The organism is Bacillus sp. M5A3_1b (assembly GCF_053345335.1).
On the sequence record NZ_JBKEZY010000011.1, the window covers coordinates 132,615 to 154,739 of the forward strand.

The window sequence follows — 22,125 nt, forward strand, 5'->3', positions numbered from 1 at the left end:
TTTTTCCTTGTTTCTCCTTATTTTCCTTTAATTATAATCTAAATCCCGCGATAATTCGATTTTTTATATTGTTTTATCAGAAAAGTTTTAATTTTATATAGAAATTGTAATCGCTTTCGTGTATATTTTTATTATCAGAAAATTTTAACAAGATATAGGGGTATCGGTAGGGGGAGGATTTAGATGCAGCAATCAACGAATGAGAAATTACATCGTACGATGAAGAGTAGACATTTATTTATGATCGCACTAGGTGGTGTAATCGGGACTGGTTTTTTCTTAGGTTCAGGTTATACCATTAATCAGGCTGGACCAGGGGGAGCCATCCTTTCATATTTAGTGGGCGGATTTATTATGTATTTAACAATGCTTTGTCTTGGAGAGTTAACGGTAGCAATGCCGGTTTCAGGTTCTTTCCAAAAGTATGCGACGAAGTTTATTGGGCCAGGAACGGGCTTTATGATTGGCTGGCTATATTGGCTTGGCTGGGCAGTGACAGTAGGACTAGAATTAACGTCAATCGGTTTAATGATGAAAAGATGGTTTCCGAATGTTGATGTTTGGGTATGGTGTCTCGTATTCGGCGTTATTCTATATGCGTCAAACGCAATTTCGGCGAAAAGTTATGCTGAATTAGAATTTTGGTTCTCTAGTATTAAAGTAGTGACAATTCTTGCGTTTGTTGTTCTTGGTGGTGGTGCATTATTAGGGTTTATATCATATGACGGAAAAGAAGCAGCACCTCTTTTCTCTAACTTTGTAAGCGATGGTGGATTATTCCCGAATGGACTAGCTGCCGTATTACTTACAATGATTACGGTTAACTTCTCATTCCAAGGAACAGAGTTAATCGGGATTGCAGCGGGAGAAAGTGAAAATCCAGAAAAAACAATTCCACGTGCAATTCGTAATACAGTATGGCGCATTATGTTATTCTTCATTTTAACAATGACGATTTTAGTAGGATTAATTTCTTGGAAAGAAGCAGGGGTAATTGAAAGTCCATTCGTAGTCGTATTTGATAAAATCGGTATTCCATACGCAGCTGATATTATGAACTTCGTTATTATTACAGCGTTACTATCTGTAGCGAATTCAGGATTATATGCGGCAACTCGTATATTATGGTCACTTGCAAATGAAGGAATGGCACCAACATCTTTCAAGAAAGTAAATAAACGAGGTATTCCAATTACAGCGCTAGTCGTAACAATTGCGGTAGCAGGGCTATCTTTATTCACAAGCTTCCTTGCAGAAGATACAGTATACATGTACTTATTATCTATAGCTGGTTTATCAGCTGTTTCAAGTTGGATCATTATTGCTTTATCGCAACTTCGCTTTAGAAGTCAGTATATAAAAGGCGGAGGAAAGTTAGAGGACTTAAAGTATAGAACGCCGTTATATCCAATTGTTCCTATTTTAGCTTTAATTACAAATAGCATCGTTGTTATTAGTTTAGCGTTTATTCCAGAACAAAGAATGGCGTTATACTGTGGTATTCCATTTATCATTTTCTGCTATATATATTATTATATGAATAAGAAACGGAAGAAGCCGATGAAAGTGGAGATGGAAGCGAAGTATGAAAATAAAAATTAAGCATGATGGTATAGAGGCAGATTTATCGTATGGTCCATTAGCGATTGGAAAAGAAAATGGGTATTCACCGTTACAATTACTCGTTTCTTCTATCGCAGGATGTAGTGCAATTGTCTTTCAAACAATTTTAGAAAAGAAACGTATTACATACGATACGTTTACAATTGAAACTGAAATTGGTAGAAGTGAAGCTTTATCCAAACCAGTTGAAAGTGTTCATTTGCACTATAAAATTAAAGCCCAAAACATTACAGAAGAGCAGTTGGACAAGGCGCTGCAACTTGCAGTGAAAAATTGTACGATTGTTCAATCGGTAAAAGATAGTATAAAAGTTACGGAAACAATTGAACTAATAAAGTGAAACATAAAAACGTGAGAATACGGCTCTCACGTTTTTATGTTTTAGAGAGAGGAGAAAGTGTAATGGAATGTTTAGGATGTAAATTAGCCAACGAAGAAGAAATTATATATAGAATATATGAAGATGACTATGTAACATGTTTTTTAGATCATGAACCTTTTTATCCAGGTCATACTTTAATTGTGCCAAAGCAGCATGTTGTAGAAGTGGACGAATTAGATGATATTGTAGCAAAATCCATTATGGATGCTTCTAAACTGATTGCAAAAGCGATTAAGCTATTATATAAACCAGATAGCGTTACAATTTGTCAAAATGGTGGAATCTTTAATGAGTTAACGCATTATCATATGCATGTCGTACCGAGATATAAAGAGCGCTCGTTTGCCGAGTTTTATACGGTAGAATTAGGAGAAAAGAAGAATTATAACTTGGAAGAGACAAAGTATTTGTTACAAGAAGCGATAGAGCAAATGCTGTTTACTGAAAAGGCGTAAGAGGGGTTTTCTTAAGGGAACAATCAGGGAAATTCTAATAAACAAAAGCCCAATTTCTCAGTTAAAATAGAGAAATTGGGCTTTTGTTTATTCTATTATTAAATTTTATATATAAAGGGATTTTGTAGTGTCACAAAGTATATCGCCCATTCGTTATATAGAGTGAGAGGAGGAATTATATGAAAGTCACAAACAACGATTATGAAAAGATGGAAGAGCTATACGAGTTGTACGAACAAAAAATTTATTATGTAGCGTATTCTATTTTAAATAATATTCAGCAGGCTGAAGATGCGGTTCAAGAGACGTTTATTACTCTTTATAAAAACTTGGAAAAGCTCCATAGCTTGGCTACTCAAGAGCTTAAACGCTACATTTTGAGGATCGCGAAAAACAAGGCGATTGATAGTTACAGGAAAAATAAACGACATGAAACATTTTTAGAAGAATATGAAAGAGAATCAATCGAAGCAGTAGACGAAAATATTGAAGAGTGGGAAAAACGTAAAATGTCTGAGGTTCAAATTGATACATTGCTAACAGAATTAAGTGAATCTAACAGACAGGTGTTTAAGTATAAAGTCTTCTATAACTTAACGTATCAAGAGATTTCAAGTGTTATGGGAATAACCGAGGGTAATGCCCGCAAGCAGTTTGAACGCGCTCGAAAACGAGTCCAAAATATGATAGGAGGTATACAACATGACGAATTCAAAGAACTCCAAAGAAATATATGAACTTGCTGAAAAAATTGCTTTAGATGATTTTGATAAACTCGAAGAACAACATGAATTTTCACATACATATACGCGCAAAAAGAAATTGTTTATGGAGGAAATGAAGTTGAAAGATGGACAACCGCAGAAAAAGCGTAAAAAACATCGTATGTTAATCGCTGCTGCTTGCTTATTGATTGGTATGCCGACAACCGTTTTTGGTGCAGTGAAAGTCTATAATATGATTGTTCAAAAACAAAATTATGAAGTAAATGTTTCGGTAACAAATAAGGACTCGAAAAAGGCTGATAAGTGGTATAAGTTGAAACTGGGTAAATTACCAGAAAATATGGAAGCAATCGATGAAACTGCTATGAAATATTCCTTTAAAGATAACTACGCAAAGGGTGGATTTTCATTCATTCTTTGGAGAGTAGGAAAAGATTCGAACTTTAAAACGCTGTACTCAAAAAGCTACGAAGAGAAAGAGATAAATGGCAAGAAAGCAGTGATTGTCAATAAAGAAAATGGAAACCACAATTTAGCGTTTAACAGAGAGGTCTTTCTCTTTTTTGAGAAAGAAGGGATTATGTTAGAAAGTTATATTGGATCCGATGTAAATGAAGAACAAATGATGGATGTGTTAGGGAGTATTTCACTTGAGCCTACGTCAAAAGAAAAGGCATCAGATATAACAGATTATGATAAAAAGTATTTTAGCCAAGCAGATGAACCGAAAAAAACTAAAGTGATTCCTTTGAAAAAAGATAGTAAACGACTATTTCATATAGGGCAAAAGGTTCCAGTAACGATATCTATGGATAACAGCAAAATTGAATATGTGATAGAAAAGGTTGAAGTTTTTGATTCGATTAAAGATTTTAAACAAGAGAACTTTAATGAACTTGGCCTAGAGATATTAAGCAAGAAGAAGGCTTTAGATCAGACGGGAAAACTGCTATCGTACAGACGGGATGTATATAAATTAGGGAATGGTAAAGATTCAATTGATACATTAGTAGATTCGAAATTAGTTAATGTTAAATTTGTCTACTTAACAACAACAGTGAAAAACATTGGTAAACAGGCAACGGAAGAAATCTATATGCATCCATCCATAAAACAGCTTAAATTTGAAGGGAATGCATGGAACTACGCTAAAGAAGAGGGAATGGACGCAACGCGTATTATGACGGGTGAAGTTGATTATTTAGAACCTCACGGAGATGGAAAAAGTTTTTACAATATTGGCAGTATCCAACCAGGACAAACGGTAAATGTTAAATTAGGTTATTTTGTAGATGAAGATAAACTAGATTCAATCTTCCTGGATGCTTTCCATTACAGAGGGAATGGAAGTACTGAAAATATGAATGCGTCATATCGTTGGTGGATGGATATTCGTCAACAGTCAAAACAATAGGAACAAATACACAAAAAGCTGCTTATATTTAGCAGCTTTTTTCGTCTTCATACATATGTAAAATTTCTTTTGCACGTATACGTAAACCATCTATCAATTCTTTCGGTTCTAACACTTTCGCATCTTTTCCAAGTCTATAAAATAAAGGGGTAATAAAGTTAATCTCACCTTTATCAATTGTTGAATGTATATATCCTGTCCCGTCTTCGTTTACTACAACGAATTCTTCAAGGTAAGGAACGCTTTTACATTGGCGTACACCTTCTGTCGTCAGTAAAACATGTAACTGAGTAGGACTATGTATTACGTTAGAGTTAGAGGCAAACCACTCTTCTAAATTCATGAATGTATCTTCAGTTTTTTCTGTTGATAATATAGAAAGAATACGATCAACGCGATACAGTAATACTTTTTTTCTACTGAAGTCATAGGATGGTAAGTACCATAGCCCGTCATGAGCATATACACCGATAGGATGAACATGTTTTGTTTTTATCCCCAATTTAGATTCGTATTGAAAGTGTAAATTTTTATTTTCAATAGCCGCGGTTAACACTTCGTTTAAAAGAGGTGTATTAATTGTTCTCTTCGGATTCCAAAACGCGATATAAGAACGTATTTTATCAACTTTCGCTTTCGCATCATGCTGTAGAGAGCTATACAGTTTATGTGTAACAGAATTAATTTCTGTGTTAAAAGGTAAGTCTCGATAGTAACTTAAAGATTGAAAAGCAAAAAAGATGGATACTGCTTCTTCTTCCGTAAATAAAATAGGCGGAATGACTCTATTCGTTAATACTTTATATCCTCCGTTACGACCTTGTTCTGCGTAAAGGGGTAATCCCATATCACTTAAATCTAAAATATATCTATGGACAGTACGAACAGAAATGTTAAATTCATCAGCTATTTCTTGAGCTGTAAATGTTCTTTTCGCAGAAGCGAATATAAGAATGTCTAGTAAACGTTTTGCTTTTGACAACTATCTCACTCGTTTCTTTTTTTAACATGACATGAATTGTCATGTTTTAAGGTTAGTATAGTGTGTATAAGGTCATTTTATCAATATACGTTGTAAGGAGGAAAAGAGATGTCACGTGAAATTGTTTTATTTATAGCCGCTAGTTTGGATGGATATATTGCGAAAGAAAATGATGATTTAGAGTGGTTAATGGAAACCGAAGGAGAGGGAGATAACGGTTATACGGAAATGTATGAAACGATTGATACAATAATTATGGGAAAGAAAACGTACGACTATGTAGTAGAGCATACAGACACATTCCCGTACTTAGATAAAGCATGTTATGTTTTTTCTCGTTCAGAAAAAGGTTCAGACGGAAACGTGGAGTTTGTAAATGAAGATATAGTGGAGTTTACTAAAAGGTTAAAAGCACAAGAAGGATCTAAAATATGGATGGTCGGTGGAGGGAGTTTACTGAAAGAGTTCTTTAAGAATAATCTAATTGATGAATATATCGTTACGATTACACCGCATATATTAGGTTCTGGAGTTCCTTTATTTCAAGACAAGAATCCAGAAATTAATTTAACTTTAACGAATACGAAACGTTTTGGACAATTTGTAAATTTATATTATAAAGTGAAACTTTAATCAGTGGGGGTTTTCTTAATCCCCACTGATTATTAGTTGAACCAATCGGACTTTTAGGGGCAGTTGATCCCCCAACTAACTTCTTTGCTTTCGCTGAATTTTGAGTTGGGGGTTTTACTGCCCATTAAAGCGGGATAAAGTAAAATGATAAAGAAACACGACTACCATCAATAGTCGTGTTTTTGTATAGATGGCAATGAAATAATAAAGCAAGACCCATGATCGACTTCGCTCGTTACAGTAATATTCCCGCCGTGTAGTTCTACAATTTCTTTCACGATAGATAGTCCTAAACCAGTTCCGCCTGTAGCTCGTGATCTTGCTTTATCAACTCGATAAAAACGGTCGAAAATATGAGGGAGGTCTTCAGGCGGAATACCTTCGCCTTCATCTTCAATTGTAATGGAAATACGTTTATGTTCTTCTGTAACAGAAATATTTATATGAGAATGCTCTTGTGAATGTCTATAAGCGTTATTTAAAATGTTTACTACAACTTGTTCAAATCGCTGTTCATCTAAGTTTACTACTAGTGTAGGAGGACAAGAAAAAGAAACTGTAATGTATCTTTCTTTATACATGGCATTTACTTTTTCAGCTATGCGAGTAAGGAAGGTGTGTAAATATACTTCCTTTACTTGAATAGAAAAGTTATGTTGTTCCATTTGTGCAAGTGAAAATAAATCTTGAACTAAGTTCGTAATATAATCAGACTCATCTTTTATAATAGATAAATATCGTAAACGTTGCTCAGGAGATGTGTTTTCCTTTAAAGCAATGTCAGCATAACCTCTTACGTATGTTAGCGGTGTTCGTAATTCATGAGCAACACTTGCTAGAAATTCACTTCGCTCTGTTTTCATATAATGTAAATCATTAGCAAGCGTTTGAATAGATGAGGTTAGTTCACCAATTTCATCATTTCGACTAGTCGTTAAAGAAACAGATAAATCGCCTTTACTCATTTTTTCAGTGGCATGTTTCATGTGTAACAATGGTTTTGTTAACAACCGTGATAAGAGAAAGATGGTGATGGCTGTTAATAGAAACGTAATGACTCCGGCAATAATGAATTGTCTTGTTAGTCCGTTAACCATTTCCTCGATTGATTCCGTTCCGAGAAACATATATACGTAGCCTTCTGTTTTTCCTGCGACTATAATTGGACTAACTGTACATATATAATTAGATGTTTTCCAATGATTCTCTATAATTGCTCCGTCATGATCTGTCCGTGTTTGCATCTTTTCAATATGCTTTTTTATAGTAGTAGTTATTTCGTTGGATTTAGCTAGCACATCCTTATTGGCATTTGTAATAACGACAGTGGTTTCGGCTTCGGATTCCATTAGTGCAACATGGGAGATTGTTTGCTTATCAAAATACTTTTCAAGGACATCTCGGTGACTATTTCCACGCTTTAATAAAGCTGCCATTTCTTCATTTACTCTATTGTTGACAAGACTATAATAAAGCAAGACAAATAGAACACTTTCGATTAAAAGTGTAACAATTAAAAAATAAAATCCGAGCTGAATAGAAATTCGCTTCATTACTTTGCTCCTTAATCTACAGTATCAACCCATCGATACCCGACTCCGTAAACAGTTTTTAAATGGTGATCAATAGGGAAATTTACTTTTCGTAATTTATCACGCAAATTACGAATATGTGAATCGACTGTTCTATCTTCTGTATTTGTATTTAGTCCCCAAATTCGTTCAATGAGCTGATCGCGGCTTAACACGTAGTTCACATGATGTAAAAATAATCCGAGTAAAGAGAATTCGATTGGAGTGAGAAGAAGTTCTTCATTATAGACAGAGACGAAATGCTTTGCTTCATCCCATAAAATACCGTGATATTGGATTTGTGCGTGTTGATTCGTTCGCCTTAAAACAGCTTCAATTCTTGCGAAAAGCTCTTCTTCATGGAAAGGTTTCGTTACATAATCATCCGCTCCAAGTTTTAACCCTTGGATGACATCTACCGTTTGATCACGAGCTGTTACCATAATGATGGGAACGTTACTAAAGGATCGAATTCTTTTGCACGTTTCCCACCCATCCATCTTTGGCATCATAATATCGAGTAAAACAAATTTGAAGTTTCGATTTTCTATATGTGAAATAGCTTCTTCCCCGGATACTGCACATACGCAGTTGTATCCGATTGGAGTAAGATAAAGCGTTAATAATTCAAGCATTCTCGGCTCATCATCTACGAGTAGTATATCGACCATAGAGTACCTCCGCATTTGTAGTTATTAATTAAATTGTAAGTCAAAATCATGAAGAAATGGTGCAGATTATCATGCATCTGCATAATTTCTTCAGAATTGCTTGTTATTGTAAAGTTGAAATTTCATTTTAGGTAATCATATTGGCTCGAAAATGATTTATACGGAGGCGGTATAGTGAAAAAGGTGACCCGAATCTTTGGGATAACAATAATTACAGCAGTTGGTCTTGCTGCATGTGGACAAACGAACACGGATCGTAAAAATCATGAATCTAAAGAAGAGAAAAAAACAGAGCAAAAGGAAATGAAAATGAATCAGGAGGTAACTGCGCCGAAAGAAATGAACGAAGGTGCATCGAATGATTTATTAACGACAAGTTTAAAAAATGTAACGAGATTAAACACAAACGATCCACTGCAAATGGCAGTAGTAACTTCGCAAACGATATGGCCAGCAACGCATAAAGAGAATCAGCCAGGCGCTGTTATTTTAGTGCCAGTAAACGAGTGGCAATTAGGTATTGCGAGCGCGGATCTTATTCACCATCCGAATAACGGGCCAATTTTATTTATAGAAAAAGAAAAGGTACCCGAAATGACGTTAAAAGAAATAAAACGATTAAATCCGCTCGGAACGAAAGATGGAACACAAATTATGGTGATGGGGGATGTAGGTCCATCTATCCTTGAGCAATTAAAAGCATATAAAGTAAAGCAAATAAAAGAAACGGATCCAGCTACATTTGCTAAAGATGTGGATAAAGAATATGCCGATATAACAGGTAGCTATCCAAATAGTGTTATTATCGGTTCGTCTGAAGAAGAAGGGCGTTTATATACAACACCAGCTGTAAATTGGATTTCTCATATGCCAGAACCGCTTTTATATACAGAAAAAGATAAAGTGCCAGAAGCGACGATAGAGGCATTAAAAATGAGAAAAGATAAAGCAAATATATATTTACTAGGACCAGAAAAAATCGTTTCAAAAGAAGTAGAAAAAGAGTTAAGTAAATACGGGAAAGTAACGCGTATTAGTGGAGAGACTCCAGTAGAAAACTCTATCTCATTTGCGAAGTTTAAAGATGAAAAAACGAAATTTGGCTGGGGATTCACAAAAACAGGCCACGGTTTATCATTTGTTTCAAGTAAAACACCAGACTTAGCAGTTGCAGGGGCACCTTTTTCTCATATGGGTAAACACGCACCTGTTGTATTGTTAGAAGAAGGGAAAGCTTCACAGCCAGTGTATGAATTCCTTGCTAGTATTCAGCCGAAGTTTAAAGATGACCCAACACTTGGACCGTATAACCACGGCTTCTTATTAGGAAGTACGAGTGATATTTCATTTGAAACACAAGGTATACTGGATGAAAGGTTAGAGATTGTTCAGGAAAGTGGTCAAGGGCACGGTGGACATTAATGAAATGAGAAAAGACGCTATGAAGGTAGCGTCTTTTTTTAGGAAACTTTTACATAGCAAAAATCTCTCTACTCGTTATATAATAGCCTTCGTGCAGTCGGTCTAGATTTTCTTATGGAGAAAATCAAATGATAAAAGAGTAGAGGAGTGGTATTTTGTTTCAAACCATAAAAAATGACTGGTTCTCCAATGTGAAAGGGGATGTGCTGTCAGGAATTGTTGTTGCTTTAGCGTTAATTCCTGAAGCGATCGCTTTCTCAGTTATTGCAGGTGTGGATCCGACTGTTGGACTATACGCAGCCTTTTGTATTGCAGTTACCATTTCATTTGTTGGCGGAAGAACTGGGATGATTTCAGCTGCAACAGGTGCAATGGCATTGTTAATGGTGACGCTCGTGAAGGATCACGGTTTGCAATACTTATTTGCTACAACAATATTAACGGGTATTGTCCAAATTATTTTTGGTGTGTTCAAACTGAGCTCATTTATGAAGTTTGTTCCTAAATCTGTTATGAGTGGTTTTTTAAATTCACTTGGAATTTTAGTTTTTACAGCGCAATTACCACATTTTAAACATGCAACTTGGCAAATGTATGCACTTGTCGCATTAGGACTTGTAATTATATATGTATTTCCACGTATTACGACGGCTGTACCGTCTACACTTATTTCCATTATTATTGTGACAAGTATTGCACTTATGAGCGGATTGCAGTTAAAAACAGTAGGAGATATGGGAAGCTTGCCGAAAGAATTACCGTTCTTTAGCATTCCTGACGTACCTTTTACACTTGAGACGTTAGGGATTATTTTACCGTACGCAGTTATGCTTGCAATTATCGGTTTACTAGAGTCATTATTAACAGCTTCAGTTTTAGATGATATGACGCATACGGACAGTAATAAACATAAAGAAGCACGTGGGCAAGGTATTGCAAATATTGTCGCTGGTTTCTTCGGAGGAATGGCAGGATGTGCAATGATTGGACAATCTGTTATTAATATTAAATCAGGTGGACGAGGTCGTTTATCGACATTTGTAGCAGGCGGGTTTTTAATCGTATTACTATTCGTTTTAGGTGATTATGTTGTTCATATTCCGATGGCAGCTTTAGTTGCAGTTATGATCATGGTTTCAATTGGAACATTTGATTGGAACTCTGTAACAACGATTCATAAAGTACCAAAAGGAAACGCATTTGTTATGATCGTAACAGTTGTGATTGTCTTAATTACACATAATTTAGCACTAGGTGTAATTATCGGAACAGTAATTAGTGCGGTTTTATTTGCTTTCAATATGGCAAAGATTCACGTGAAACATTTATATATTGAAAATAAGAAAATATACGAAATTCATGGTCAACTTTTCTTTGCATCTACAGCGGACTTCATAAATCATTTTTCATTTGAGGAAGATGTAAAAGAAATTGAGTTGAATTTTACTCATGCACACGTATGGGATGATTCAGCGGTAGCCGCAATTGATAAAGTTATCATGAAGTATGAACAAAGTGGCGTGAAAGTAAGTATAACGGGATTAAATGAACGAAGCTCGAAGATTATTTCAAACTTAGCTACTTATAATAAAAGAATTGCTAGTTAGAAGCCTCCTTTTTAGGGGGCTTTATTATATAATACGGGTAGGATAACGAAAAGGGGATTCAGCATATGTACAAACAAATTATATTAGCATGTGACGGTTCTGAACATGCACTTCGAGCAGCGGAACATGCAACATATATTGCGAAATGTAGCGAAGAAACAAATGTTGAAGTTGTGTACGTAGTAGATAATAGAACGGCAAAATCAGATATTATACAAGGTCAAACAGATCTAGAAACAATATCGGCTAGTCGAAAAGATAAATTAAAAGAGATTGAAGGTTTATTAAAGAAAGAGAACATTTCTTATAAAATTACGATATTACATGGCGATCCAGGAGATACGATTGTTCAATATGTAAATACAGGAGACATAGATCTTGTTATCGCTGGAAGTAGAGGATTAAATACACTGCAAGAGATGGTGCTTGGTAGTGTAAGTCATAAAATAGCAAAACGAGTGAAATGCCCGGTGATGATTATTAAATAAATTGAGTGAGATACTCTGTAGTGTAAGCAGGACTTTGATATAATTCAAGGTCCTTTTTGGTGTATAAAAGGGGAAGGTATGGACATACTAGATACATAAGTTTTAGAAAATGTTAACTTACAAATTTGTAAGTTTGTTGTCAGAAAAATCGATGTTATGAAATTTTTCCCATTGGTAAAATAAGAGTATCAAAGGGGAGATAGGGAGGATGGAAGTAATGAAATCATTGCAAAATTTATCATATAGTCAAGGGGTAAGCTTAATTTGTTTAGGCGGATTTGCTGCATCTGTTACGTTAGCTGTTGTAATAAAGATGATTCATCAAATCTTTTAATCTTAGAGTAGGAAAGGAATTGGTTGTTATTAATAGTAAGAGAAGGATGGTAAATAAAAAATAGCTCCTAGCATGTATCTTAGTGCTAGGAGCTATTTTCTTATTTCTCTGTTTCTGCTTTATCGCTTGTTACGCTAACTTTACCCCACTTGTATTGATCTTCTGGTGTATATTTATAATCTTTTACGCGATTATTTACACCTTTTAAGTCAAATTTATAATGAAGTGGAATTAATGGTACTTCATCGTGAACTAATTTTTGCCATTTATCGTAGACATCTTTACGGTATTTTTCATCAGCAGCTTCTTTAGAAATACCCTGTTTTAATAATTCTGTGTTTTTGTCAGTAGCCCAACGTGTGTAATTGAACGGTGCGTTTTTAGCCCAAATACCAGAAGGGTCTGGATCAGATGCAGTTCCCCAAGCAGCAGCGAAAAGGTCAACCTTTGGATCATCTTTTTTAATCATATCGTAGAATGAGTTGAATTCGTGTAAGCGACCATCAAGAAGTTCTACTTTTAGGCCGATGTCTTTCCAAGATTGAATAAAGAATTTTGCAAGTGGTTCACTCACATCGCTACCACTCATTGATAAGAAATTAGCTTTAAATTCTTTACCATTCGGATCTTCACGGAATCCATCTCCGTTCGTATCTTTATAGCCAGCTTCATCTAATAACTTTTTAGCTTTCTCTACATCTTTATCATAGGCACCAATTTTATTGTTATGATATTTTGGTAGAGATGGTGGAATTGGTGAGTTAGCCGGATAACGTAGGCCGTGATATAATTTTTCGCCAATTTCTTTTCGATCAATAGCATAAGCCATTGCTTGACGTACACGAACATCTTTAAACTTATCCTTATCCATCACTACTTCTTCTTTTTCTTTATCCATATGACCTAATTTAAAGCCGATATAACTATAGTATAAATCGGTTTTACCAACTAATTGTGCATTTTTTAATTTACTCACATTTGGATATTGATCTGCACTTACTTCAGCAATGTCAATATCACCATTTTTTAAGGACGCGTTAACAATGGAAGGGTTAACAACTTTTAAAACCATACTTTTCAGTTTTGGTTTTCCACCATAATAGTCATCAAAACGTTCAAATTCAACGGATTCTCCAGGAGTGATTTTCTTCACTTTAAAAGGTCCGAAACCAATTGGGTTTTTACGGATTTTATCAGATTCTGCTAATTTATCGATTGGTACATCTCCTAAGTATTTCTTATGAAGAGGGTATGTCCAAAGCCCAGTTTTCACAGAAGGATTCGGTTCTTTAAACGTAATCGAAATTGTTTTTGGATCCGTTACCTTGATACCTGAAATTTTTTCAGCTTTTCCATTATGATAATCTTCCATACCTTCAATCATTTGCATTTGAGAGTCATAGCGAGAACCAGCATATTGTTTGCTACCAATCACCAGATAAGAGTATTCTAAATCCTCAGCAGTAACAGGGTTTCCATCATGCCATTTTACATTATCTTTAATTTTTAGTGTAATTGTCTTTTTATCTTTAGAAATTTCATATGTAGCAGCACCATCATTCGTGTATTCCCAGTTTTCATCATTTGATAATAAAGATTCATCGAAAATGGTAATGACTTGGTTATCAGGATCCCCTTCATATACAGCGAAGTTCAAAAGTCCTTCAAATGGTGTGTTAGAAACAAGACCATATGTTAATGAACCATCTTTCACTTCTTTTTTATCATTTTTAACATTTGTACTAAATTTATTTGTATCTACTTTTTTTGTGCTGCTCGTTTTTTCACTACCACCACTGCCCCCACATGCTGAAAGTAGTAATGTTGAAACCGCAAGTGTACTTAATACTTTAAAAAATTTTGGCTTATTCATCATTTCTTCCACCCCTTATCCTTTTCTTTGTCTTGCGTCGGCCGAACGGCGTAGCGCTTGACCAATAAAATTTATACACAGCATCAATGTTAAAATCATGATTGATGCGGGTAACCAAATCCACCATTTTTCTTGTAATACATCTGGATTTCTAGCATAACTAACAAGTGTACCAAGGCTTGGTGTACTCTCTGGTAGGCCAAAACCTAAGAAAGTTAAACCAGATTCAATACCGATGTTTCCAGCAAGATTTAATGTAACGCTAACAATGATAATTGAACTTAAGTTAGGTAGTACTTGGAAAAGAATGATTTTCCAGTTTGGTGTTCCTAAAGTTTTAGATGCAGAGACATAATCTAGTTCTTTTTCAGTTAATACTTTTGAGCGAATTAATCTGGCCTTTCCTGTCCATAGGAACACGCTCATAATTAAAATGAAAGTAAAAATATTGAATGTAGGAACAAGTGTAATAAATACAATTACAAGCATTAAAAATGGTAAAACCATAACAAAGTCGATAACGCGCATAATGATATTATCAATAGCTCCTCCAAAATAACCGGCAATTAATCCAATTGAAAGACCAATTAAACAAGAAAGAATAGTAATTGCTAATCCAATTGTAAATGAGTTACGTGTACCAATAATAAGTTGACCGAAAATATCGCGTCCTCCGTAATCTGTTCCTAACCAATGTTCAGCAGAGGGAGGAGCATAAATAGCGAATAAATCAACTCGTACAATATCTTCTTGTTTCATAATAAAAGATGTTGCGTAGACTGCTAGTAATAAGATTGCTAGGAAAAAAAGTGAAAACATTGCTAATTTATCTTTACGAAGTTCTCGCCACATAATAGAGAAACCGGAAGGGCTTTTTTCGTAATGAATAACTTCAGTTTGTTTTTCGGGTTTTGCTAACATAATGTTTCTTCACCTCCATTAATCAATACGAATACGTGGATCGACGATGCTTAGAATAATATCTGAAAGGAGAGTTCCAAGTAACGTTGCAAATCCAGTAAACATAACGAGTGCAGTTATTACACTAAAATCGCGTTGAGAGATAGATTGTATAAATAGTTGCCCAATTCCTGGATAGCTAAAAATACTTTCTAAAAAGATGGCACCCCCAACTAATCCTGTAATTTCATAGCCTAAGAAGGCTGCAATTGGTAAGAATGAATTTCGTAAAATATGTCTAGAATAGATTTTTGATTCTGGAACACCTTTTGCTCTTACTGTACGTACAAAATCTTTATGTTTCGTATCAATAATTTCGCTTCGTAAATATTGAACAGTACCAACTGTTGCAATTAATGCCCCGGATAAAGCTGGTAGTAGCATGTGATTCAATTTGCTTAAATAGTAAGCAAATGTACCTGTTGCAACTTGAGGATCTACGCTACCGCCGGTTGGGAATATTGCAAACTTAAATCCAAATAGGAAGAGCATAACTAGTGCAAATATAAATAGTGGTGTAGCGAAACCTAGATAGTTGTAAATGGTAATGAGTCGATCAGCCCATGTATCATTCCACCGTCCACTTATAACTCCCAGTGGTATGGCAATTAAATAAGTAAGAATAAGAATGACAAGTGCTAAAGATACTGTATTTCCAAGTCGTTCTCCAATTAACTCGGTTACTTTCATTTTATGTGCATAGGAAATACCAAAGTCACCTTGGACTGCATTTTTAATCCAGCGAACATATTGTGTTGGAACTGGGTCATTTAATCCAAGCTTTTCACGTTGTTCTTCAATTACTTTTGGATCCGCTTTTGGATTCATTGCTCTGCCGGTTAAGGCATCGCCTGGCATTGCTTTAGCTAGTAGAAAGACAAGTACACTTAACACGAATAATTGCGGGATCATTACTAAAAATCTCCGTAATATAAACTTCCACATGATTTATCACTCCCTTATGGTAATGCCACCCGATGCGTTGGCGAGATTGGTTTTAAATCGTAAGCACGACCGTTTTCATTGAAATAATTTTCATATGATTTTTCGTATTCAGTGCTGACCTCACGACGTAATTTACGTTGTTGTTCTCGATTTTCAGGACGAATATCAGGAATTGCTGATATGAGGCGCTTCGTATAAATATGTTGCGGATTACTGTATATTTCTGCACTAGTTGCTTCTTCGACGATACGTCCGCGATACATAACACCGATACGATCACACATATGACGAATTACACCTAAATCATGACTAATGAATAAGTACGTTAGTCCGAGCTCAGCTTGTAAATCTTGCAAGAAGTTTAATACTTGAGCTTGTACAGAAACATCTAGTGCTGATACAGGTTCATCAGCGATAATAAGCTTCGGTTTTAATGTAAGAGCGCGTGCAATACCAATTCGCTGCCTTTGCCCACCGGAAAATTCATGTGGATATTTATAAATTGACTCTGGATTTAGACCAACTTTATCAAGATATTCTTGAACTGCTCTACGTTCTTCATCAGGTGAGAGCTTCTCAAAATTTCGAAGAGGCTCAGCAATAATGTCGAGAACACGTTTCTTAGGATTTAATGATGAATACGGATCTTGGAAAATCATTTGAATATCTTTTCGTTGTTCACGTAGCTCAGAGCGACTTAACTTTGTTAAATCTCTATTATTAAAATGAATGCTACCCTCTGTTGCTTTCGTTAAATGCATAATTGCTTTACCCGTTGTTGATTTGCCACTTCCTGATTCACCAACGATCCCGTATGTTTCACCCGGTTGTAATTCAAAACTTACACCATCGACAGCACGTACGTAATCTAATGTGCGGCCGAAGAAACCACCTTTAATTGGGAAATGTACTTTTAAATCTTCTACTTTAAGCAGTGCCATGAGTTACGTCATCTCCTTTCTTATCTTGGAAGTTGAAATGCTTGTAGCAAGTACAACGCACCCAGTGGTCTGGTTTTACTTCATGTAAAATTGGATTTTCCTCGTGCTGATCAGGTCTAATCCATGGAATTCGAGCTTGGAAGCGGCAACCTGTGCGAGGAAGTTTCGCTAACGTAGGAACGACCCCTTGAATTACGTGCAATTTTTCTTTTTCACCATACGCAGATGGAATGGAGTTTAATAGAGAACGAGTATATGGGTGAAGAGGGTTGTTAAAAATCTCTTCAACTTTTCCTGTTTCTACAACTTGTCCAGCATACATAACGACGATACGATCAGCTGTTTCTGCGACAACACTTAAATCATGAGTAATTAAAATAATGCCCATTTTCGTTTGTTCTTGAATAGACTTTAGTAAGTCTAAAATTTGTGCTTGGATGGTTACGTCAAGAGCCGTTGTTGGCTCATCTGCAATAATGAGTGCTGGGTTACAAGCGATTGCAATTGCGATAACAATTCTTTGTCTCATTCCGCCAGATAATTCGTGTGGGTATTGTTTATATGTAAGTTCTGGTTTTGGAATACCAACTTGATGAAGTAGTTCTAAGGTGCGTTCTTTCTTTTCAACTTTTGAAAGGCTTGTGTGGTAGTCTAAGTTTTCTTCGATTTGCTTTCCAACTGTCATAAGAGGATCGAGTGCTGTAAGAGGTTCTTGGAAAATCATACCGATGTTTGATCCGCGTACTTTATTCATCTCTGCGGCTGACATAGTTAGTAAATCCTTATCTCTATAGTTAAGCTGCCCTTTTAATTTTGTATTTGCTTCATTATGCAATCGCATAATAGAAAGGGCAAGTGCACTTTTTCCGCAACCTGATTCACCAACTATCGCGACAATTTCATTTTCATGGACAGTTAACGAAACATCATCTACTGCTGCATGATAGTGATCTTGTATGCGAAAGGAAGTCTGTAAGTTTTCAATGCGAAGAAGTGGATTCTTCATGGCTATCCCTCCATCTTTTCAGAAAAGACTAAATATTTTGTATGTTGTTGTTATTTTAATATAAAATGACAATGTTTGACAAGCATAAGTTGAGAAAATATTCAAAAATCTTTTTATATAAAAATTGAATGCAGTTGTATTAGTAGTTGAGGTGTTTTGGAAACGCTAACATATATGTGAGAGGGAAATAAATCTTTTGTAAGAAAAAAGTATTATATGTAGAAAAAAGAGAGGTGTTCTGGAAAGAACAGTCTCTCTTTTTTTGATAAGAATAATATTAGTACTTAAGCTTGTTTTTGTTTTGCAGATCCTGTGTTTAAAGTAAGAGCAAGGAAGAACATTGCAAGTACACAAGATACAAGTAATAAGATGAATCCGCCATCCCATCCGAATGCATCTACGATAAAGCCCATAGCGGCACTAGCGAAAGCAGCTCCGCCTAAGTAACCAAAGAATCCAGTTAAGCCTGCTGCAGTTCCAGCAGCTTTCTTTGGTGCTAAGTCAAGAGCGTGTAGACCAATTAACATAACCGGTCCGTAAATTAAAAATCCAATCGCGACAAGTGCGATACTATCAACCATTGGATTACCAGGAGGATTTAACCAGTAAACAAGAACTGCGATAAATACACCAACCATAAATAAAATACCAGCAGGTGCGCGGCGTCCTTTAAATAGTTTATCACTCATCCATCCGCAAAGAAGTGTACCTGGAATACCAGCCCATTCATATAGAGCGTAAGCAGTACGTGAGCTACTATGAGTAAAGCTTTTTTCTTCTACTAAATAAGTAGGAGCCCAGTCTACAACACCGTAACGTACGAAATATACGAAAACGTTCGCAATAGCGATGTACCACAAAAATTTATTGTTTAGTACGTATGTAAATAAAATTTCCTTTGCCGAAAGTTCGCGTTCGCGATCTTTTATTTTCTCATCTGGTGGATATTCTCCAGTATGCTCTTCAATCGAAGGTAGTCCACAAGATTGAGGTGTATCTTTCATTGTAATTAATACATAAATACCAACTAAAATTGAAAGAATACCTGGGAAGTAAAAAATACTCTTCCAGTCATTTGCGAAGAAGTATAAGCCTAATGTCACAAGAGAAGGCATAAGCGCGCCACCGACATTATGAGCAACGTTCCAAATAGACATTTTTGTACCACGTTCACTAATAGAGAACCAGTGAACCATCGTACGACCACAAGGAGGCCAGCCCATACCTTGTACCCATCCATTTAAAAACTGAAGTACAAACATAAGTATAATGCTCGTTGTAATGAAAGAAAATGAGCCGAAAATAATATTAATGATACCTGATAAAAATAGTCCAGCTGCTAAAAAATAGCGAGGATTACAACGATCGGATACGATACCCATAAGAAATTTACTTAATCCGTAAGCAATAGAAACTGCTGAAAGGATAACCCCAAGTTCCCCTTTACTAAAGCCTTGTTCGATTAAGTATGGCATTGCTAGTGAAAAGTTTTTTCGAACGAAGTAGTAACCTGCATAGCCGATGAAGATACCTAAGAATACTTGTAAACGTAATTTACGGTATTCGCTATCAACACGATCAGCTGGTAAGCGTTCCGCGTGGGGCGCAGGTTTAAATAATTGTGTGAAAAACATAAAATGAAAATCCTCCCCTAATTAATTCGAAATGTTGTAAGTCAGAGAGAATATAAAAAGGCCATGAAATATAAAAAAGTTTCCTTTTTTATGATTCATAGCCGTATACTCCGATTCTCCGTGACTGTCAATATTAACTTCGTCGAAAATTATACAACTTTGTGACAAAAATGTAAACGTTTTTATAAATAAAAGTGTTGACGGATTTTGTTCGTGGTATTAATATTTAAATACATTAAATATTTTATTGTTTAAATAAGAGGTGGATAACATGCCAAATGATATGACGCATATCGATAAAATTCAAGCTCTTGCCTTTTCGATTGGAAAGAAAATGCAGACGGAGTTATTAGAACAAATGCAAGCAACAGGACTTACACCACCGCAGTTTTATATTTTAAAGATTTTAGATCATTACGGTGCTTCAAGAGCTACAAAATTAGCAAAAAAGATGTATGTAAAGCCTAGTGCAATTACAGTGATGATTGATCGCCTAATTGACCAAGAGCTTGTAGAACGCTATCACGACAAAGATGACCGCCGTGTTGTCATCATTGAGTTAACAAAAAAGGGGAAAGCTAGAGTAGAAGAGGCAATGACCGCTCGTAATGAGCATATTGCAAAATATTTCTCACATTTAGAATTACAAGAAAGAGAAGATTTGTTACGCCTCTTTGAGAAGTTAGAAACAATTATTTGCGGGACACAAGAGAAAAAAGAGAATAACTAAGAGGAATTGAGGAGATTACATGGAGCAACAAGAAAACATAAATAGAAAGTTGCTGTTAATCGGTTTAATAATCGCGATGCTATTTGCTGCATTAGATGGAACAATTGTTGGTACAGCAATGCCGCGTATCGTCGGTGAACTAGGCGGATTAAGCTTAATGACATGGTTAACAACAGCTTATATGTTAACATCAACAACAGTTGTACCAATTGCAGGTAAATTAGCGGATTTACTTGGTCGTCGTAACGTATATATAACAGGGCTAGTTATCTTTATGGTTGGCTCAGCGTTATGTGGTATGGCAAATGGTATGACAGAATTAATTATTTTCCGCGGTATTCAAGGTCTTGGTGGCGGTATTATGATGCCAATGGCTATGATTATTATCGGAGATATGTTCACGGGAAAAGAACGTGCAAAATGGCAAGGTATTTTTGGTGCATTATACGGTCTTGCTTCTGTAATTGGACCACAAGTTGGTGGTTGGATTGTAGACGCAGTGAACTGGAGATGGGTATTCTACATTAACTTACCAGTTGGTATTTTAGCAACAATCTTTATTGCAATGGGATTAAAATCACATAAACAAACAGGACCGATCAAAATTGATATTGCTGGAATCTTTACGATGATTCTCGGTGTTGTAAGTTTATTACTTGCATTAACGTTTGGCGGAAAAGATTATCCATGGGATTCTTGGCAAATTATCGGGTTATTTGCATTAGCTCTAATTGGTATTGTTAGCTTTATTATCGTTGAAACAAAAGCAGAAGAACCAATTTTACCGATGCATTTCTTTAAAAATCGCACGTTTACATTACTGAATGCAATTGGATTCTTTATGAGTATCGGAATGTTCGGTGCGATTATGTTCGTACCATTCTTCATGCAAGGAATTGTAGGAGTAAGTGCTGCTGAATCAGGAACAATCATGACGCCAATGATGATTACTATGATTGTGATGAGTATTATCGGCGGTCAACTTGTATTAAAAGTTGGTGTGAAACCACAAATTATTACAGGGATGCTTATTATGGCTGGTGGTTTCTGGTTATTAACAACGATGGATATGCACACGACTAAACTTACTGCTACTTTCTATATGAGTATTATCGGTTTAGGAATGGGTCTTGTTATGCCGACATTAACATTAGCGTTACAAGAAAGTTTCCCGAAAAAAGATCTTGGAGTCGTAACATCATCAAGTCAGTTCTTCCGTCAAATCGGTGGAACATTTGGTATTACAATTTTAGGGTCAATCATGAATAACACTTCAGGTACAACATTAACAAATAAATTAGTACCTGTATTAGATACGTTCCCGAAAGAAGCGGGCCAAATGGTAACGAAATTTAAAGATATGATTCACACAGATCCACAAGGTTTATATTCGATGCTATTTAGTCCAGAGGCATTAAAACAAATGCCAGAAGCATTCGCTAACAGCATTGTACCAATCTTGAAAAACTCTTTAGTAGACTCACTTCATATTGTATTCTTAACAGGATTAGTATTTATCGTAGTAGGCGCTATCTTTACGATTTTCTTACAGAAGATTAAACTGTCAGATCGTAAAAAAGATGCTGAAGAGCCAGCTACAGAGGAAAAAGAACAAACTGTATCCTATTCGTAATGAAAAAGCATCGCCTTATGGCGGTGCTTTTTTTGAGTATAACCTTAAAAGCTTTTTCATGAGAAATGATTGACGTATTTCGAGAAATACGTTATA

At 35.6% G+C, this 22,125-nt stretch carries 21 protein-coding genes; 12 read left to right on the forward strand and 9 right to left on the reverse strand.

From position 1 onward, the window contains the following. Positions 1 to 183: 183 nt before the first annotated feature. The 5 genes from ACLBWW_RS24285 (at position 184) to ACLBWW_RS24305 (ending at position 4,599) form a co-directional block, all read left to right on the forward strand. Positions 184 to 1,602 carry an amino acid permease gene (locus ACLBWW_RS24285; RefSeq protein WP_098132096.1) on the forward strand — a complete coding sequence of 473 codons (1,419 nt, stop codon included), beginning with the start codon at positions 184 to 186 and terminating at the stop codon, positions 1,600 to 1,602. Further along, complete coding sequence (locus ACLBWW_RS24290; RefSeq protein ID WP_048541724.1) at positions 1,586 to 1,963, forward strand: OsmC family protein; 378 nt, start codon at positions 1,586 to 1,588, stop codon at positions 1,961 to 1,963. Before ACLBWW_RS24285 ends, ACLBWW_RS24290 begins: the two co-directional genes overlap by 17 nt. A gap of 62 nt (positions 1,964 to 2,025) precedes the next feature. Next, positions 2,026 to 2,460 (forward strand): HIT family protein, encoded by a 435-nt coding sequence (locus tag ACLBWW_RS24295; protein WP_098132097.1) that lies wholly within the window; start codon positions 2,026 to 2,028, stop codon positions 2,458 to 2,460. 179 nt (positions 2,461 to 2,639) lie between these two features. Continuing rightward, entirely contained in the window at positions 2,640 to 3,197 is a 558-nt protein-coding gene (locus ACLBWW_RS24300) for an RNA polymerase sigma factor (protein ID WP_048541728.1), read from the forward strand. Further along, entirely contained in the window at positions 3,163 to 4,599 is a 1,437-nt protein-coding gene (locus ACLBWW_RS24305) for a DUF4367 domain-containing protein (RefSeq protein WP_107135011.1), read from the forward strand. The genes ACLBWW_RS24300 and ACLBWW_RS24305 overlap by 35 nt, the downstream gene beginning before the upstream one ends. 28 nt (positions 4,600 to 4,627) lie before the next feature. Here the strand turns inward: ACLBWW_RS24305 and ACLBWW_RS24310 are convergent, their stop codons facing one another. Continuing rightward, positions 4,628 to 5,581 (reverse strand): helix-turn-helix transcriptional regulator, encoded by a 954-nt coding sequence (locus ACLBWW_RS24310; RefSeq protein ID WP_107135012.1) that lies wholly within the window; start codon positions 5,579 to 5,581, stop codon positions 4,628 to 4,630. Positions 5,582 to 5,689: 108 nt separating this feature from the next. Between ACLBWW_RS24310 and ACLBWW_RS24315 the strand changes: the two genes are divergently transcribed. Continuing rightward, a complete protein-coding gene (locus ACLBWW_RS24315; protein ID WP_098222287.1) occupies positions 5,690 to 6,214 on the forward strand; it encodes a dihydrofolate reductase family protein in 525 nt (174 codons plus the stop codon). Between the two features lie 167 nt (positions 6,215 to 6,381). On the opposite strand, the gene ACLBWW_RS24320 is transcribed toward ACLBWW_RS24315, so the two are convergent. Beyond that, on the reverse strand, positions 6,382 to 7,767 hold the full coding sequence (locus tag ACLBWW_RS24320) for a sensor histidine kinase (RefSeq protein WP_098048171.1): 1,386 nt from the start codon (positions 7,765 to 7,767) through the stop codon (positions 6,382 to 6,384). Positions 7,768 to 7,778: 11 nt separating this feature from the next. Continuing rightward, on the reverse strand, positions 7,779 to 8,456 hold the full coding sequence (locus ACLBWW_RS24325; protein ID WP_098076851.1) for a response regulator transcription factor: 678 nt from the start codon (positions 8,454 to 8,456) through the stop codon (positions 7,779 to 7,781). 174 nt (positions 8,457 to 8,630) lie between these two features. Between ACLBWW_RS24325 and ACLBWW_RS24330 the strand changes: the two genes are divergently transcribed. From ACLBWW_RS24330 to ACLBWW_RS24345, 4 genes are all read left to right on the forward strand, one after another. Beyond that, positions 8,631 to 9,878 (forward strand): ArsR family transcriptional regulator, encoded by a 1,248-nt coding sequence (locus ACLBWW_RS24330; protein WP_098222292.1) that lies wholly within the window; start codon positions 8,631 to 8,633, stop codon positions 9,876 to 9,878. A gap of 155 nt (positions 9,879 to 10,033) precedes the next feature. Further along, the gene (locus tag ACLBWW_RS24335) at positions 10,034 to 11,485 is read left to right on the forward strand and encodes a SulP family inorganic anion transporter (RefSeq protein ID WP_048541742.1); all 1,452 of its coding nucleotides are present in this window, start codon (positions 10,034 to 10,036) and stop codon (positions 11,483 to 11,485) included. A gap of 65 nt (positions 11,486 to 11,550) precedes the next feature. Then, on the forward strand, positions 11,551 to 11,973 hold the full coding sequence (locus tag ACLBWW_RS24340) for a universal stress protein (RefSeq protein WP_000277996.1): 423 nt from the start codon (positions 11,551 to 11,553) through the stop codon (positions 11,971 to 11,973). Between the two features lie 208 nt (positions 11,974 to 12,181). Next, entirely contained in the window at positions 12,182 to 12,307 is a 126-nt protein-coding gene (locus ACLBWW_RS24345; RefSeq protein ID WP_000453510.1) for a DUF4027 family protein, read from the forward strand. 100 nt (positions 12,308 to 12,407) lie between these two features. On the opposite strand, the gene opp4A is transcribed toward ACLBWW_RS24345, so the two are convergent. The 6 genes from opp4A to glpT all read right to left on the reverse strand — a co-directional run bounded on the left by opp4A (position 12,408) and on the right by glpT (position 19,666). Beyond that, the gene (opp4A, locus tag ACLBWW_RS24350; protein ID WP_098068464.1) at positions 12,408 to 14,180 is read right to left on the reverse strand and encodes an oligopeptide ABC transporter substrate-binding protein; all 1,773 of its coding nucleotides are present in this window, start codon (positions 14,178 to 14,180) and stop codon (positions 12,408 to 12,410) included. Between the two features lie 15 nt (positions 14,181 to 14,195). Beyond that, a complete protein-coding gene (locus ACLBWW_RS24355) occupies positions 14,196 to 15,101 on the reverse strand; it encodes an ABC transporter permease (protein WP_048541744.1) in 906 nt (301 codons plus the stop codon). A gap of 18 nt (positions 15,102 to 15,119) precedes the next feature. Further along, positions 15,120 to 16,085 carry an oligopeptide ABC transporter permease gene (opp4B, locus tag ACLBWW_RS24360; RefSeq protein WP_048541746.1) on the reverse strand — a complete coding sequence of 322 codons (966 nt, stop codon included), beginning with the start codon at positions 16,083 to 16,085 and terminating at the stop codon, positions 15,120 to 15,122. Between the two features lie 14 nt (positions 16,086 to 16,099). Further along, a complete protein-coding gene (locus ACLBWW_RS24365) occupies positions 16,100 to 17,026 on the reverse strand; it encodes an ABC transporter ATP-binding protein (RefSeq protein ID WP_048541747.1) in 927 nt (308 codons plus the stop codon). Beyond that, a complete protein-coding gene (locus ACLBWW_RS24370) occupies positions 17,013 to 18,032 on the reverse strand; it encodes an ABC transporter ATP-binding protein (RefSeq protein WP_048541749.1) in 1,020 nt (339 codons plus the stop codon). Before ACLBWW_RS24370 ends, ACLBWW_RS24365 begins: the two co-directional genes overlap by 14 nt. Positions 18,033 to 18,316: 284 nt before the next feature. Next, positions 18,317 to 19,666 (reverse strand): glycerol-3-phosphate transporter, encoded by a 1,350-nt coding sequence (gene glpT / locus ACLBWW_RS24375; RefSeq protein WP_048541751.1) that lies wholly within the window; start codon positions 19,664 to 19,666, stop codon positions 18,317 to 18,319. A gap of 271 nt (positions 19,667 to 19,937) precedes the next feature. Between glpT and ACLBWW_RS24380 the strand changes: the two genes are divergently transcribed. Together ACLBWW_RS24380 and ACLBWW_RS24385 are read left to right on the forward strand one after the other, a co-directional pair. Then, positions 19,938 to 20,396, forward strand: a complete 459-nt coding sequence (locus ACLBWW_RS24380) for a MarR family winged helix-turn-helix transcriptional regulator (protein ID WP_001132358.1) — start codon at positions 19,938 to 19,940, stop codon at positions 20,394 to 20,396. 19 nt (positions 20,397 to 20,415) lie between these two features. After that, positions 20,416 to 22,029, forward strand: a complete 1,614-nt coding sequence (locus ACLBWW_RS24385) for an MDR family MFS transporter (protein ID WP_447614282.1) — start codon at positions 20,416 to 20,418, stop codon at positions 22,027 to 22,029. Positions 22,030 to 22,125 lie beyond the last annotated feature (96 nt).